Raw genomic sequence first — 14,975 nt, forward strand, 5'->3', positions numbered from 1 at the left:
TCTCCAAAAGCTCAGGCGCGCCCGGCACCAGCCGGCATGAGCCCATCGATGAAATCCTGCCCGGCATCGAAGGGATGCCTGATTCGGACGGTGTAATTCTGCCCCAGTTTGCCGAACTCGCATACGAACAGCGTCTGGCCGCGTGCGCCGAGGCGAGCCCGCGATTGTGCCGTCTCTTCGAAGTCGATGACCTGGCCCACTTCGAGGTGGGCGAGGTCGCCCAGCGTCAGCCGCGCCAGCGGCATGGTGGCTTCGAGCGCTACGGTCGAGCGCATCACCTCTTCCGAAAAACGTGCCCGCCAACTGGTTCCATGATCGTCCTCGCTGATGCTGGCCGTGGCATCGCGGCCTGCCAGCACGATGCGCTGCGGCATCGTCACGGTGATCGAACCGCTGTCGACCGGCGTCGAGATGCCAAGGACGATGCGGATCGCGGCACCGTCGCGCAACACGTGCCGCCTGGCCTCGATCCCCGACATGGCGCGCGGTGCGGGCAGCCGCAGTTCGAGCGAGCGCCGCCCCGATCCATTCAGCGCCTGCGCCACTTCCTGGAGCACCATGGTCGAGACGTCGGCCTCGATCGACGACAGTTCGCGCTCGATCGGCGACACCGGCATATCCGGGTCGCCGCCGAACAGGGTGGAGACCATGATCGCGATTGCGGGAGCATCCATGACGAGTGTCATCGCGTCCGAGGACGCCGGCGAGCCAACGACGGTCATCGCGAAATTGTCACCGGCGCGCGAGCGCGCCTCCGGGACGCGGCTGACCTCGACGGCCTTGAGGTCGACAATCACGGGAATGCCGAGCTCGCCCGAGAGCCCCTTCTGCAGCAGCGGCACGGCGCGTTCGGCCATGGCACGGCCGGCGGCGACGACCTGATCGGTCTCACCGCTGTCGCCGACCAGACGCTCGATGATCAACGAACGCGCCTGCGAGGGGCTGCCCGGACTCGTCATGACAGTTTTGGCACCGATCTGTCGCGCATCGCTCAGGCGGCCTTCTTCTCGGCGCTGCCGGTGTTCATGGTGCTCTGTTCGACGGCGTCGATGGTCGGCCGTTCATAGGAGGAGATGGTCTTACGGCCGAACTCGATCGCCACCTGCGGCAGCGCGCCGTTCATGTAGGCGAGCAGCGTCTGCTTGACGATGATGTAGAGGCGGTTCTTCTTCTCGCGCACCGTCTTGATCTTGGTGGCGACAGGTCCGACCACCGCATAGGACAGGAAGATGCCGAGAAAGGTGCCGACCAGCGCTGCGCCGATCAGGCCGCCGAGAATTTCCGGCGACTGGTCAAGCGCGCCCATCGCCTTGACCACACCGAGCACGGCAGCGACGATGCCGAGTGCCGGCAGGCCGTCGCCGACCGCGACCAGCGCGTGATAGGCCTTCATCTTGTCGGATTTGATGGTCTGGATTTCCTCGTCCATCAGCGCCTCGATCTCGTGTGAGCGGGCATTGCCGATGATGATGATGCGGCAGTAGTCGCAGATGAAATTCATCAAATCGTGATTCTTGAGCACGGTCGGAAAGGCCTGGAAGATCGCCGACTCCTCCGGATTGTCGATATGCGCCTCGACCTCGCTGCGCGACTTGGAGCGCAACTCGCGCATCAGGCTGTGCAGCACGCCGAGCGTTTCCAGATAGTCCTGCTCCTTCGGAACCGCCTGTTTGAAGGCCTCCAGAATGCCCTTGCCGGTATCCTTGACCGTCTTCATCGGATTGGCGACCAGGAAGGTGCCGAGTGCGGCGCCGCAGATGACCACGGCTTCCCATGGCTGCACCAGCACGTGCAGATGCCCGCCCATGGCCATGAAGCCGCCTAGGACGCAGCCAAGCGTCACCACAAGTCCAATCAGAATGCCCACGACCGGTCCTTCCGCATTTCACGTCCGACAAGGGATAGTCCCCGTGCCTTGTGTGAGGCTTGAATTCGAGCCGCCATGGAACGAAAGTTGGCGATTCAGTTTCGCGCAAGGAAGTGAGCTTATTGTGCTGGCATAGCTTCGGCCGGAGGCGCGTCCTTGCTCAGTACCTATACCAGCTACCAGTTGATCACCAAAGACATAAACAAGTCGATCGACCGCATCGAGCAACAGCCGACGGTCGACCGCGATACCCGATATTATCTCGCCAACATCACCAAGGTGAAATCGATCGACGATTTCGTCAAAAATGATCGGCTGTTCAAATACGCCATGAAGGCCTACGGCCTGGAGAACATGGACTACGCCAAGGCGTTCATGGTGAAGGCGCTCAAGGAAGGCGTCTCAGATCCCGACAGTTTTGCCAACAAACTGACCGACAAGCGCTACGCCGCGTTCGTCAGCGCCTTCAATTTCGCCGCCAACGGCCCCAATGCGACGATCTACAACAAGGCGCAGCAGTTGGTGACCAAGAACTATGCCACGCAGGCGCAGATCGCCGGCCTCGACCCGAATTCGGACTATGTGAAGGGCGAGACGACATATTATCTCGCCAACATTTCCAAGGTGAAATCCGTTGACGACCTGATCTCGAACAGCCGGCTCTACACCTACGCGCTGGCAGCGTTCGGTCTCGATTCGGCGACGGAGAACAAGGATCTCATCAAGCAGGTCTTGCAAGGTGGCGTGCGCGACCCCAACAGCGTCGCCAACAAGCAGACGGATCCGGCTTACGCGGCACTGGCCTCAGCCTTTAACTTCGAGCAGTACGGCGAGAACGCCACCACCATCAATCCGGCGCAGCAGCCGACCGTCGACAAATACATGCGCCAGACGCTGGAAGAGGATGCCGGCCAGACCAATGAGGGCGTGCGGCTGGCGCTCTACTTCCAGCGCAAGGCGCCCGACATCACCAGTTGGTACGACGTACTCGCCGACACGGCGCTTGCCAGCGTGGTGCGTACCGCGCTTGGGCTCCCCGATTCCTTCGCCACCGCCGACATCGACAAGCAGGCGCAGTTGTTTGGGCAGAAGCTCGACATCTCGGATTTCAGGGACCCGGTCAAACTGAACAAGTTCCTGACCCGCTTCACCAGCATGTACGAGATCAACAACCCGACATCGACGGCCGTGACATCGGTCAGTGTGCTGTTCGCGCAACCCGTCACATCGGGCATCTCCACCGACCTGATGATGGCCATGCAGAGACTGAAGTTCTGATCATGCGAGACAGTCTCTACGTCGCCCTCTCCGCGCAGATAGCCCTCGAGCGCCGGCTCGACACGATCGCCGACAACGTCGCTAACGCCAGCACCGTCGGCTTTCGCGCCACCGGCGTGAAGTTCGAGGACGTGGTGTCTGGCGCAGGGCAGAAGTCGGTTTCGTTCGCCTCCTCCGGCAAGACCTTTCTGTCGGGGGCTCACGGCGCCATGACGGAGACCGGCAACCCGTTCGATTTCGCCATCCAGGGCGACGCCTGGTTCGCCATCGACACGCCAGTGGGCACCGTCATGACCCGCGACGGCCGTTTCTCGATGAACGAGAATGGCGAGCTGATGTCGGTCGAGGGCCATCCCGTTCTCGACGCCGGCGGGGCGCCGATCCAGCTCGATCCCCGCAACGGTCCGCCCAAGGCCGGTGCCGACGGCTCGCTGCGCCAGAACGAACAGCTCGTCGGCTCGATCGGCCTCTACAATTTCGACCCGGGCGAGAATTTCGTGCGCTACGGCAATTCCGGCATTGTGCCCGCACGCACGCCCGAACCGGTCACCGACCGCTCCGACATCGGCGTCGCCCAGGGTTTCCTCGAGGAATCCAACGTCAATCCCGTGCTGGAAATGACCCGGCTGATCATGGTCCAGCGCGCCTTCGAGAACACTGCCGCGCTGATGCGGCAGACCGATTCCTCCGCCGAGGAGGCGATAAAGACGCTCGGCTCGAAGTCGTAGCATGTCGTCAGAGCAGCCAGCCCTCCGCGCACCCGAAAGACAGCTCCAGCCGGCGCCGCTGGATCGGCTTGCCGCTTTGGAACGAATTATAAGGCGCTTTGGCGACAGCGACGGCCTGGTCAAGCGCGGCGGGCTCGTCACCGAAGTCACTTCAACGCATTACAAGGTGCGCGGCCTTTCCGATTTCACCAGGCTGGGTGACATCGTCGAGCAGCGCGGCCAGTCCGGCTCGCGCTGCGGCGAGATCGTCAAGATCAGCCGTGACGAGGTTGTGATCGCCCCCTTCGAACGCAGCGCCGACGCCGGCATCGGCGATGCCGTGTTCCGGAGGGGTCCGCTCGCGGTGGCGCCGCATGCCTCATGGCGCGGCCGCGCCATCGACGCGCTCACCCGGGCAATCGACGGTGGCCCGCCCTTGGTGAGGGGTGACGACATGTCGGCTATCGCCGCGACACCCGGCGCCATGGCGCGGCAGCGCGTCGGAACCGCCTTCATGACCGGCGTCAAGGTCATCGACATCTTCACGCCGCTCTGCTTCGGCCAGCGCATGGGGGTCTTCGCCGGATCGGGCGTCGGCAAGTCGACACTGCTTGCCATGCTCGCCGGCGCCGACGCGTTCGACACCGTCGTCGTGTCGCTGATCGGCGAACGCGGCCGCGAGGTCCGCGAATTCCTCGAGGATACGATCGGCGACAGCATGGCCAAGACAGTGGCCGTCGTCGCCACCAGCGACGAGAGCGCCATGATGCGCCGGCGCGCGCCCGACACCGCCATGCGCGTCGCCGAGCATTTTCGCGACCAGGGCCACCGTGTGCTGCTGGTGCTTGATTCGATCACCCGCTTCGCTCACGCCCTGCGCGAGGTGGCGACGGGAACAGGGGAGCCGCCGGTTGCCCGCGGCTATCCCGCCTCGGTCTTCACCGAACTGCCCAAGTTGCTCGAGCGCGCCGGGCCTGGAACCGAAGGCCCAGGATTGGAAGGCAAGGGATCGATCACGGCCATCATTTCCGTGCTGGTCGACGGCGATGATCACAACGATCCGGTCGCCGATTCGGTGCGCGGCATCCTCGACGGCCATGTCGTGCTCGACCGCGCGATCGCCGAACAGGGCCGCTATCCGCCTGTCAATCCGCTGTCGTCCATCTCGCGACTGGCCGGCAAGGCCTGGAGCGTCGAGCAGCGAGCCCTAGTGACGCGGCTGAAGTCGATGATATCCCGCTTCGAGGACACGCGCGACATCCGGCTGCTCGGCGCCTATCAGGGCGGCGTCGACGCTGAGCTCGACATGGCCGTGCGCCAGGTGCCCGTCATCTATGAGGCGCTGACGCAATCGCCCAGGGACCGTCCGTCCGCCGATCCGTTCTCCGATCTTGCCCGCCATCTCAAGGGAAAGCAGAATGCCGAACCAGGAGACTGAACGCGAATACACCGAGCGCCTCCTGAACGAGATGATCGCCGAAGCGAACGCCGCGGAGCAGGCTCGAGCGGAGGAGGCCAGGGTCGCCAGGGCAAACGCCGCCGGCGCCATGGCTGCCCGGACCGCGCTTGTTCTGGCCAGGGCCGTGAAGCCGGCTCTCCCCAGATCCGAGCCTTTTCCGGCCCGGACCGCCAAGCCCCGTATGAATTCCCTTCCCCGCGAGGCTGCCGATTTGGCGCAAGCCAGTCGTGATTCGCTGATCGACGGCCTGTTTGCCGCCGTCGAATGGCCGCAGCCGCCAAAGCCGCAATTCCCCAGACTGGGCAAGAAGAAGGCGGACCCTCGCAGCGACATCGTCATCGCCGCGCTCGGCATCACGCTCGGCCTGACCTGCGCCCTGTTTCCCTGGTACATCTTCTTTAACCAGGACCAGTTCGGCGTGCAGGCGATCAAGTTCGGCGGCACCGGCACCAATTCGGGACGTGCGGGGGGTGGCGTGGTCGCCGAGCGCAGCGCGCCGCTAACCGCCAGGGACGTTCCCAATACCGATGTTGATCTGCTTGCCACCGGCACGGTGCAAGACGATTCCAAAACGCAGCCGCCCGGCGAGCAGCCCTTCCCCGCCGATATCGGGAAGTTCCGCATGGTCCATGTCGCCAATGGTCGCGCCATGATCGAGGACGACACCGGCCTGTGGATGGTCCAGCGCGGTTCGACGCTGCCGGATTCCAGCAAGGTATCGGCGATCGAGCAGCGCAACGGCAAATGGGTCATGCTCACCAGCGCCAACCAGGTGATCGAGCTGTCCAGATAAGCCGCCACGACCGATCGCAAGGTCCGCGCAAGACTGGCGTCCTAGTCTTTGGGCACATGCCCGGAGATTCCCATGGAGCCTGTTTCCCTTTTCGATCTTGCCGCCAAGCAAGCGCAGTGGCTGTCCGTGCGTCAGTCGGCGGTCGCCGGCAACATCGCCAATGCCAACACGCCGGGCTACACGGCAAACGATGTCGAGCCGTTCGAGAAGGTGCTCGACCGCACCGCGGTGTCGCTCCAGATCACCGAACCCGGCCATCTTGGCACCGCGGCGACCAATGCCGGCTTCTCCATCAAGCCGCAGGAAGACGACGGGGTGGTCATGCCCTCCAAGAACACGGTCGTGCTTGAAGACCAGCTTCTCAAGGCCGGCGAGGTGCGCCGCTCCTTCGAACTCAACACGGCCATCGTCAAGGCATTCCACTCAATGATGATGATGGCGGTGAAGAGCTGACCATGGACGCACTGACCGCAGCCCTCAAAGTCGCAGCATCAGGCCTTGGCGCTCAGTCCGAGCGCCTGCGCGTGGTTTCGGAAAACCTCGCCAACGCCCAGTCGACAGGCACGACGCCGGGCGCCGACCCGTATCGCCGCAAGACCATCAGCTTCGTCTCCGAACTCGACCGGGCCTCCGGCAGCTCGACGGTGGAGGTGAATTCGATCGACCGCGACCCGAGCAATTTTCCCGTCGAATTCCAGCCGGGCAACGAGGCCGCCGACGACAAGGGCTACGTCAAGATGCCCAATGTGAACGTGCTGATCGAGATGGCCGACATGACCGAAGCCAACCGCTCCTACGAGGCCAACCTGCAAGTCGTGAAGCAGGCGCGTGATCTCATTTCAATGACCATCGACCTGATGAGGAATCAATGATCGTCAACGGCATAGGCGCGCTTAACCTGAAGCCTGGGCTGGGCGATACAGCCACCGATCTGCTGCAGGGTGGCGTTGCGCCGGCGGCATCGGGCAACCTTGGCACCTCCTTCGCCGAAGCGGTGAGCCAGGCTGCCTCCAAGACCGTCAGCACCATGCAGAATGCCGAGCAGGTGTCGATGCAGGCGCTCAAGGGCGACGCCGACACCCGCCAGGTGGTCGATGCCGTGATGAGCGCCCAGCAGGCGCTGCAGACCGCCGTCGCCATCCGCGACAAGGTGGTCTCGGCCTATCTCGAAGTCAGTCGCATGGGCATCTGAGGAGCAGGCCATGAAAGCACTCGCCATCGCCGCCACCGGCATGAATGCCCAGCAGACCAATCTGGAGGTCATCGCCAACAACATCGCCAACATCAACACCACCGGCTACAAGCGCGCGCGCGCCGAATTCTCCGACCTGCTCTACCAGGTCGACCGTACGCAAGGCGTTCCCAACCGCTCCAACGCCTCGCTGGTGCCGGAAGGCGTGTCGATCGGTCTCGGTGTCAAGACGACCGCCGTGCGCAACGTCCACACCCAGGGCGAACTGACCAGCACCGGCAACAGTTTCGACATGGCGCTGACCGGCAGGGGCTGGTTCCAGATCGAGGGCGCCGATGGCGGCACGCTCTACAGCCGCGCCGGCGCCTTCAACACCAACGCCACCGGCCAGTTGGTGACGGTGGACGGCGCCAGTGTCATTCCGGCCATCACCGTACCGACCAATGCGGTCGAGGTGATCGTCAACAAGACCGGCCAGGTCTTTGCCCGCATCGACGGCCAGACCAACCTGCAGACTCTCGGCCAGCTTCAGATCGCCAACTTCGCCAACGAGGCAGGCCTGGCACCGCTCGGCGACAATTTGTTCCAGGAAACGACAGCCTCCGGCCCTGCAAATGTCGGCGTGCCCGGCGATCCCGGCTTCGCCACCATCCAGCAAGGCTATCTCGAGGCTTCCAACGTCGATCCGGTCAAGGAGATCACCGAGCTGATCTCGGCGCAGCGCGCCTATGAGATGAATTCCAAGGTGATCCAGGCCGCCGACGACATGGCCTCCGTCGTCTCCAAGAACATCAGGTAACGGATGATGGCCATGCCGATCTCCTGCTCCGCATTCCGCCGCACCGCGCTGTTCCTTGCGCTGGTGGCCGGCGGCATGCCGGCTTTCGCCCAGGACTCGGCCAACCAGATCGCCAGCAACCAACCTGCTGGCGAGGTCGTGCTGATCCCCAACCGGGTCATCTATCCCGGCGAGACTATCGAACTCGCCGCCCTGAAGCAGGTCACTCTGATCCCCGGCAAGCACAAGCCCGATGCTGTTGCGACCCGTTCCGAGGAACTGCAGGGCAAGATCGCCAAGCGCACGCTGCTTCCCGGCCGCTACATTCCTTCAGCCGCGGTTCGTGAGGCCTGGCTGGTCGAGCAGGGTGCCGCCGTGCAGGTCTACTTCGTCGCCGGCGGGCTGACGATCACGGCCACCGCCGTGACCTTGCAGCCGGGCTCGGCGGGCGATTTCATCAAGGTCCGCAACAGCGACAGCGGCAAGATACTCTCCGGCACGGTGATGGCCGACGGCACCATCCAGGTCGGCGCTTCATGATGCGCCCTTTTGCCCTCCTGCTCGCGGCGGCCCTTGGCCTGCAGCCGGCGCTGGCCGATGGCTTGACGCCCAAGGCCAAGCGCGAACTCGCCGCCAGGAATGGCGGTGTCTACGACGATCCGGAATATGATCCCGCCACCACCACGCGGATGTTCCGCGTATCGCCCGGGCCGAGTTCACTGCCGCCAGGCCAGGTCGCCTCGCGCATCAAGGACATCGCGCAGCTGCAGAGCTCGCGCGACAACCAGCTCGTCGGCTACGGCCTCGTCATCGGGCTGGCCGGATCCGGCGACAGCCTGCGCAATTCGCCATTCACCGAACAGTCGATCCGCGCCATGCTCGAAAATCTCGGCATCGCCACCGAAGGCGGCAGCGCACGCGCCAGGAACGTCGCCGCCGTCATCGTCACCGCCAATATGCCGCCCTATGTGCAGTCCGGCGCCCGCATCGACATCGACGTCTCCTCGATGGGCGACGCCACCTCGCTTGCCGGCGGCACGCTGATCATGACGCCGCTGAAGGCGGCGGACGGCGAGATTTACGCGGTCGGCCAGGGCGCGGTGATCGTCTCCGGCTTCACTGCCCAGGGCCAGGCCCAGCAATTGACGCAAGGCGTACCGACCGCCGGCCGGGTGCCGAACGGGGCCATAGTCGAGCGGCAGGTGAAGGCTGAGTTCGATGACCAGTCGACGCTGACGCTGCAATTGCGCAATCCCGATTTTTCGACCGCCATCCGCATCGCAGACGCGATCAACGACTACACCGCCCAGCGCTTTGGCATTCGCGTGGCCGCAGAGCGCGATTCCCGCACCGTGCAGATCAGGCGGCCGAAGAGCGTTTCGGCGGCCCGCTTCTATGCCGAGATCGAGAATCTGGTGGTCGAGTCCGACACGCCGGCCCGCGTCGTCATCGACGAGCGCACCGGTACCATCGTCATCGGCAACGACGTCAAGATCTCACGTGTCGCCATCAGCCACGGCACACTGACGGTGCGCATTACGGAAGCGCCGCGCGTCGTGCAGCCCGAACCCTTCTCGAAGGGCGAAACCGCCGTCGAACCGTTCACAGCCATCGATGCCAGCCGGCCCAACGCCCGCGTCGCCGTGCTCGACGGGCCCGACCTGCAAACTCTCGTTTCCGGCCTCAACCGTCTCGGCGTCAAGCCGGACGGCATCATTGCCATCCTGCAAGGCATCAAGTCGGCCGGCGCCTTGCAAGCCGATCTGGTTCTCCAATAGCGATGCCGATGATCATCTCCATCTCATCCCATCAAGGACGCTCTCCCCGCGCAATCGTGTTCGCCGCCGCGGTCATCGCGGCCATGTCCGTTTCGAGCAGCGGCGCACGCGGCGAGGATGTCGTTCGTCAGATCCTGCCCGGAGCGCAGCCCGGGATCGCACCGCAGCAACTGACACGAGAAAAGGCGCCGGACCAGAGCGAGATCGAGCGCTTCTGTTCCAACATCGCCGATGCCGCGCGCGACCGCCGCTACGCCTTGCAGGCGGAGGAGTTGAAGCAGCTGCAGGCAGGCATCGACGAGCGCATGAAGGCGCTGGACGCAAAAAAAGCCGAATACGAAACCTGGTTGAAGCGGCGCGAGGTGTTTCTGGCCCGGGCCGAGGACGGCGTCGTCAAGATCTATGCCGGCATGAAGCCCGATGCGGCGGCCGAACGCCTGGCGATCGTCAATGCGGACCTCGCCGCGGCTATCCTGATGAAGCTCGATTCACGCAAGGCGGGTGTCATCCTTAACGAAATGGACCAGAAGGCGGCGGCGACGCTCACCGGCATCATGGCCAGCGCAGCCCGAAGGGTAGATCCGTCATGATCCGCAGAATGCTCATCCTGTGCGCGGCCGCGGCCTTGTCCGGCTGCGCAACCAACTTCAAGGAAATCGGTAGGGAACCATCGCTGTCGCCGGTCGGTTCGGGCATCGCCGGCGACGGGGCAGCACCCTACAGCTATCCCCAGCCGCCCGCCGCTCCGGTCAAGAAGTTCTCTTTGTGGGACGACCGCCAGAGCCGGCTTTTCACCGATCCCAGGGCGCTGCGCGAAGGCGACATCCTGACCGTCAGGATCAAGCTCAACGACAAGGCCAACTTCAAGAACCAGAACGACCGGAGCCGCACCGCCGCACGCAAGCTGGGCTATGACGTCACGCTCGGATGGGAAGGCAACAGCACCAGCGGCAAGGGCGACGCCGGCTTGAGTTCCAGCACCGAAACCAACGCCGACGGCGAAGTCAAGCGCTCCGAAAACCTGGAGCTCAACGTCGCCGCCGTCGTTACCGAGGTCCTGCCCAACGGAAATCTGATGATCAGGGGGTCCCAGGAGGTGCGCGTCAACTACGAGCTCAGGGTGCTCACCATCGCCGGCATGGTGCGCCCGTCGGACATCGGCGCGGAAAACACCATCTCCTATGAACGCATCGCCGAGGCGCGCATCTCTTATGGCGGCCGTGGCCGCGTCAGCGAGGTCCAGCAGCCGGCCTATGGCCAGCAGGTTCTCGACCAGGTTCTTCCGTTCTAGGCGTTGGAGAGCGTAGCGCCATGGCCAATGTCGATCAGGTTCAGCCTCGCAAGGCTCCTTCTGTTGCCGTGCAGGGCGCCATGCTGCTCGTGGTGACGGCCGCCGCCATCGGCATGGGCTGGATGTCGGGCGGCTATCTCAAGGGCGTCGGCGCGCCATCGTCGGTGCCAGTCGCGCCTGAGAACGAGGGCAAGCCACCCCAGCCCGAAGCCGCGCAACAAGCAGGCGCGGGGCCGACGGTCGTCGCGCTGGCGCCGATCACCACCAACATCGCCTCACCCGCGGACACTTGGATCAGGATGGAAGTCTCCGTGGTCTACGACGCTCCGCAGCCGCCGGCGATGGCGGAGGACGTCCAGCAGGATCTTCTGGCCTTCGTGCGTACCCTCAAGATGCACCAGATCGAGGGCGCCAGCGGCTACCAGCACCTGAAGGCCGATCTCGACGAACGCGCCTCGATCCGCAGTCAGGGACACGTCAAACAGGTTCTCGTCAGGACATTGCTGCTCGAATGAGAAAACTCCTTCTTGCCGCGGCACTGATCGGTGCCGCCACCTCCGTCGCGGCGGCCCAGCAACTGGACCTTGGCGGTATCGGCAAGGCCGATGGCGCCACCGTCGGCTACATCATCCAGATGTTCGGCCTGCTTACCGTGCTGTCGGTGGCGCCGGGGCTGCTGATCATGGTGACCAGCTTCACCCGCTTCGTCATCGCCTTCTCGATCCTGCGTGCCGGCATCGGCCTGCAATCGACGCCGGCGAACCTCATCCTCATTTCGCTGTCGCTGTTCATGACCTTCTATGTCATGGCGCCGACCTTCGATCAGGCGTGGAACACCGGCGTCAAGCCGTTGATGGACAATCAGATCAGCCAGACAGAGGCCTTCGAGAAGATTTCCGATCCGTTCCGCACCTTCATGCTGCACAATGTGCGCGACAAGGATTTCGACCTTTTCGCCGACCTCGCCCGCGAACGCGGCCAGACCGTTGCAAAAGAGACGGTCGACCTGCGCATCCTGGTGCCTGCCTTCATGATCTCCGAAATCCGGCGCGGCTTTGAGATCGGCTTCCTGATCGTGCTGCCATTCCTGGTCATAGACCTGATCGTGGCCACCATCACCATGGCGATGGGCATGATGATGCTGCCGCCCACGGTTGTGTCGTTGCCGTTCAAGATCCTGTTCTTTGTCCTGATCGACGGCTGGAACCTGCTCGTCGGCAGCCTGGTGCGCTCTTTCACCTGACCTTCCCGCGTCGCCCGCGCCCGTTCTATTTTTCTCGGAATATTTTCGATTAACCGTGCGGTTTAGTCGTTTGGTAGGGACTTGCCGCCATAGTCCTCGCAGATGGCGGGTGATTGGAAATAACGATCATTGGCATGATGCCGCTCCGTCATACCGGGAAAGCCGGTATGCAAAAAAACACCGTGTAAAAACAAGGTACGAGTAGCCATGTCCAGTATCATGACGAACACTGCCGCGTTGACGGCGCTGCAGAGCCTTAACGCCACCCAGAACAACCTCGCAACCACCCAGGCCCGCATCTCGACGGGCTATCGCGTTTCCCAGGCTTCGGACAACGCTGCTTACTGGTCGATCGCGACCACCATGCGCTCCGACAACCAGGCCATGTCCACCGTTTCGGACTCGCTCGGTCTCGGCGCCTCGAAGGTCGACACCGCCTACACCGGCATGAGCAGCGCGATCACAACCATCAACACGATCCAGCAGAAGCTGACCGCGTCCTATGGTCAGACCGACGCCTCCAAGGAAAAGACACAGGTCGAAATCAAGGCCCTGCAGGATCAGTTGAAGGCCTACGCCGATGGCGCCACTTTCTCCGGCACCAACATGCTTTCGGTGTCCACCGCTTCGGGCACGGCGGCCGACGTGAAGGTCGTTTCGGCCTTCAACCGCAGCGCCACAGGCGCGGTTTCGATCTCGACGATCGACGTCAACGTGGAAAGCATCAAGCTCTATGACGCCGGCGCAGCGCCGACAGCCAAGGGCATCCTCGACACAGCCCGTCTTGGCACCACTGGCGCTGCAACCACCACAGCACAGGCCCCGACCATTGGCGGCGCTATCGTTGCCGGCGATACCTATTCGGTCGCCAGCCTGGCCATCTTCTCGGGCACTACGGCCGCCAGCGACGCTCAAATCTCGCAGATGATGACGGTTGTCGACGCCGCGCTCAAGGACATGACGACCGCCGCCACCAAGCTCGGCGCCGCCAAGAGCTCGATCGACCTGCAGAAGACCTTCACCTCGAGCCTGATGGACTCCATCGATCGCGGCGTCGGCCAGCTCGTCGATGCCGACATGAACAAGGAATCGACCCGCCTCCAGGCGCTGCAGGTCCAGCAGCAGCTCGGCGTCCAGGCGCTGTCGATCGCCAACGGCTCGTCGCAGTCGATCCTGTCGCTCTTCCGCGGCTGATCCCTTTCGACCGATCAAACTAGGCAAACGGGCCGCGCCAAAAGCGCGGCCCGTTTTGCGTTTGCTCCAGCTCCGCGCAACCCCCGTTTCTTAACCCTCGAAGGCCGGCTTTTAACAGGCCGTTAACCATAACGCGCTAGTCATGGTTAACCAATGACTTACAACGGATTGCCGAATCGGCCCCATCGGGTGACGGTAATCCACGAGCGGGTCGAGCGGCTCGCGAGGGCAACGCCGGTTTGAGAAAGACCGGTCTGGAAAAGGAGCGAGTTTCTTGGCGAGCATCATGACGAACGCCGCGGCGTTGACCGCACTTCAGAGCCTCAACGCAACCAACAAGTCGCTCGAGCAAACGCAGGCCCGAATCTCGACGGGCTACAGGGTCTCCGAGGCTTCCGACAACGCCGCCTATTGGTCGATCGCCACGACGATGCGCTCCGACAACCAGGCGCTGTCGACAGTCCAGGACGCGCTCGGCCTCGGCGCCTCGAAAGTCGACACTGCGTATACCGGCATGAACAATGCGCTGGATACGATCGGCAAGATCAAGACCAAGTTGCTTTCGACCATTGGCCAGACGGGTGCCGCCAAGGCAAAGACGCAGACTGAAATCACCGCGCTCCAGGCGCAGATGAAGTCCTTTGCCGATGCCGCCACCTTTTCGGGCTCGAATTATCTGTCGGTGACATCTACGCAGGTCGCCGCCCCCAATGATGGCGTCCAGGCAGACGCCAAGATCGTGTCGTCCTTCAATCGCTCATCGTCGGGCGCCATCTCGCTCGGGACGATCGACATTGATGTCGAGAGCACCAAGCTGTTCGATTCCGGTCTCTCCACCGCCGTCAAGAACCAGGGCACGCTTGACCGCCAGACCTCGGTCTATTCCACGGCGGCGGCCCAGGACCTGTATGATACCGCTTATGCAGCCGCAATCGCCGGCGGCGGCACGGACATTGCCGCCAACACCGCCGGCCAGACCGCGGCCGGGGCGGTGGTTCCCAGGATCGACAATGTTTCCGCCTACAATCTCGATATCACCGCGGCCGGCGTGACCGACGACATCATCACCCAGATGGTCGGCAAGATCGACAAGGTCATGAGCCAGTTGACCGACTCCGCCACCATCCTCGGCGCGGCCAAGAGCTCCATCGACCTGCAGAAGACCTTCACGCAGAGCCTGATGGACTCAATCGATCGCGGCGTCGGCCAGCTGGTCGATGCCGACATGAACAAGGAATCGACCCGCCTCCAGGCGCTGCAGGTTCAGCAGCAGCTCGGCATCCAGTCGCTGTCGATCGCCAACAGCTCCTCGCAGTCGATCCTGTCGCTGTTCAAGAACGGCTAACCTCGGCTAGCTGACGCATACTCCGAAATTCACGGGCCGCGCCGCAAGCG

General features: G+C 63.5%; 18 protein-coding genes. 16 read left to right on the plus strand and 2 right to left on the minus strand.

Translation table 11 applies throughout. From position 1 onward, the window contains the following. Nucleotides 1-11: 11 nt before the first annotated feature. Both ACVWWD_RS02210 and motA read right to left on the minus strand, forming a co-directional pair. Nucleotides 12-959, minus strand: coding sequence for a FliM/FliN family flagellar motor switch protein (locus ACVWWD_RS02210; RefSeq protein ID WP_352547798.1), 948 nt, complete (start codon nucleotides 957-959; stop codon nucleotides 12-14). Between the two features lie 32 nt (nucleotides 960-991). Then, nucleotides 992-1,867 carry a flagellar motor stator protein MotA gene (motA, locus tag ACVWWD_RS02215; protein WP_015315920.1) on the minus strand — a complete coding sequence of 292 codons (876 nt, stop codon included), beginning with the start codon at nucleotides 1,865-1,867 and terminating at the stop codon, nucleotides 992-994. Between the two features lie 156 nt (nucleotides 1,868-2,023). Between motA and ACVWWD_RS02220 the strand changes: the two genes are divergently transcribed. The 16 genes from ACVWWD_RS02220 (at nucleotide 2,024) to ACVWWD_RS02295 (ending at nucleotide 14,925) form a co-directional block, all read left to right on the plus strand. Further along, nucleotides 2,024-3,145, plus strand: a complete 1,122-nt coding sequence (locus tag ACVWWD_RS02220; RefSeq protein ID WP_352547800.1) for a DUF1217 domain-containing protein — start codon at nucleotides 2,024-2,026, stop codon at nucleotides 3,143-3,145. A 2-nt stretch (nucleotides 3,146-3,147) separates the two neighbouring features. After that, nucleotides 3,148-3,873 carry a flagellar basal-body rod protein FlgF gene (gene flgF / locus ACVWWD_RS02225; RefSeq protein WP_015315918.1) on the plus strand — a complete coding sequence of 242 codons (726 nt, stop codon included), beginning with the start codon at nucleotides 3,148-3,150 and terminating at the stop codon, nucleotides 3,871-3,873. A gap of 1 nt (nucleotide 3,874) precedes the next feature. Continuing rightward, on the plus strand, nucleotides 3,875-5,290 hold the full coding sequence (gene fliI, locus ACVWWD_RS02230) for a flagellar protein export ATPase FliI (RefSeq protein ID WP_457102891.1): 1,416 nt from the start codon (nucleotides 3,875-3,877) through the stop codon (nucleotides 5,288-5,290). After that, on the plus strand, nucleotides 5,271-6,104 hold the full coding sequence (locus ACVWWD_RS02235; protein WP_457102892.1) for a hypothetical protein: 834 nt from the start codon (nucleotides 5,271-5,273) through the stop codon (nucleotides 6,102-6,104). The genes fliI and ACVWWD_RS02235 overlap by 20 nt, the downstream gene beginning before the upstream one ends. A gap of 72 nt (nucleotides 6,105-6,176) precedes the next feature. Then, nucleotides 6,177-6,557 (plus strand): flagellar basal body rod protein FlgB, encoded by a 381-nt coding sequence (flgB, locus tag ACVWWD_RS02240; protein WP_015315915.1) that lies wholly within the window; start codon nucleotides 6,177-6,179, stop codon nucleotides 6,555-6,557. 2 nt (nucleotides 6,558-6,559) lie between these two features. Further along, nucleotides 6,560-6,976, plus strand: coding sequence for a flagellar basal body rod protein FlgC (gene flgC, locus ACVWWD_RS02245; protein ID WP_015315914.1), 417 nt, complete (start codon nucleotides 6,560-6,562; stop codon nucleotides 6,974-6,976). Beyond that, nucleotides 6,973-7,296 (plus strand): flagellar hook-basal body complex protein FliE, encoded by a 324-nt coding sequence (locus ACVWWD_RS02250; protein WP_181166333.1) that lies wholly within the window; start codon nucleotides 6,973-6,975, stop codon nucleotides 7,294-7,296. The genes flgC and ACVWWD_RS02250 overlap by 4 nt, the downstream gene beginning before the upstream one ends. A 10-nt stretch (nucleotides 7,297-7,306) precedes the next feature. After that, on the plus strand, nucleotides 7,307-8,095 hold the full coding sequence (gene flgG / locus ACVWWD_RS02255; RefSeq protein WP_023770445.1) for a flagellar basal-body rod protein FlgG: 789 nt from the start codon (nucleotides 7,307-7,309) through the stop codon (nucleotides 8,093-8,095). A gap of 6 nt (nucleotides 8,096-8,101) precedes the next feature. Then, entirely contained in the window at nucleotides 8,102-8,614 is a 513-nt protein-coding gene (gene flgA, locus ACVWWD_RS02260; protein ID WP_023781322.1) for a flagellar basal body P-ring formation chaperone FlgA, read from the plus strand. Beyond that, nucleotides 8,611-9,852 carry a flagellar basal body P-ring protein FlgI gene (locus ACVWWD_RS02265; RefSeq protein ID WP_352547809.1) on the plus strand — a complete coding sequence of 414 codons (1,242 nt, stop codon included), beginning with the start codon at nucleotides 8,611-8,613 and terminating at the stop codon, nucleotides 9,850-9,852. Before flgA ends, ACVWWD_RS02265 begins: the two co-directional genes overlap by 4 nt. Nucleotides 9,853-9,854: 2 nt before the next feature. Beyond that, nucleotides 9,855-10,442: a MotE family protein gene (locus ACVWWD_RS02270; RefSeq protein WP_352547811.1), complete on the plus strand. Its 588-nt coding sequence runs from the start codon at nucleotides 9,855-9,857 to the stop codon at nucleotides 10,440-10,442. Continuing rightward, a complete protein-coding gene (flgH, locus tag ACVWWD_RS02275; RefSeq protein ID WP_023781320.1) occupies nucleotides 10,439-11,143 on the plus strand; it encodes a flagellar basal body L-ring protein FlgH in 705 nt (234 codons plus the stop codon). The genes ACVWWD_RS02270 and flgH overlap by 4 nt, the downstream gene beginning before the upstream one ends. Before the next feature lie 20 nt (nucleotides 11,144-11,163). Continuing rightward, complete coding sequence (locus ACVWWD_RS02280; RefSeq protein ID WP_352547812.1) at nucleotides 11,164-11,658, plus strand: flagellar basal body-associated FliL family protein; 495 nt, start codon at nucleotides 11,164-11,166, stop codon at nucleotides 11,656-11,658. Next, nucleotides 11,655-12,386 (plus strand): flagellar type III secretion system pore protein FliP, encoded by a 732-nt coding sequence (gene fliP, locus ACVWWD_RS02285; RefSeq protein WP_023781318.1) that lies wholly within the window; start codon nucleotides 11,655-11,657, stop codon nucleotides 12,384-12,386. Before ACVWWD_RS02280 ends, fliP begins: the two co-directional genes overlap by 4 nt. 207 nt (nucleotides 12,387-12,593) lie before the next feature. Then, nucleotides 12,594-13,580 (plus strand): flagellin N-terminal helical domain-containing protein, encoded by a 987-nt coding sequence (locus ACVWWD_RS02290; protein WP_023770452.1) that lies wholly within the window; start codon nucleotides 12,594-12,596, stop codon nucleotides 13,578-13,580. 274 nt (nucleotides 13,581-13,854) lie between these two features. Continuing rightward, the gene (locus ACVWWD_RS02295) at nucleotides 13,855-14,925 is read left to right on the plus strand and encodes a flagellin N-terminal helical domain-containing protein (RefSeq protein ID WP_023770453.1); all 1,071 of its coding nucleotides are present in this window, start codon (nucleotides 13,855-13,857) and stop codon (nucleotides 14,923-14,925) included. The last annotated feature ends 50 nt before the right edge of the window (nucleotides 14,926-14,975 follow it).

The sequence above is a fragment of the Mesorhizobium sp. URHB0026 genome (genome assembly GCF_054059755.1).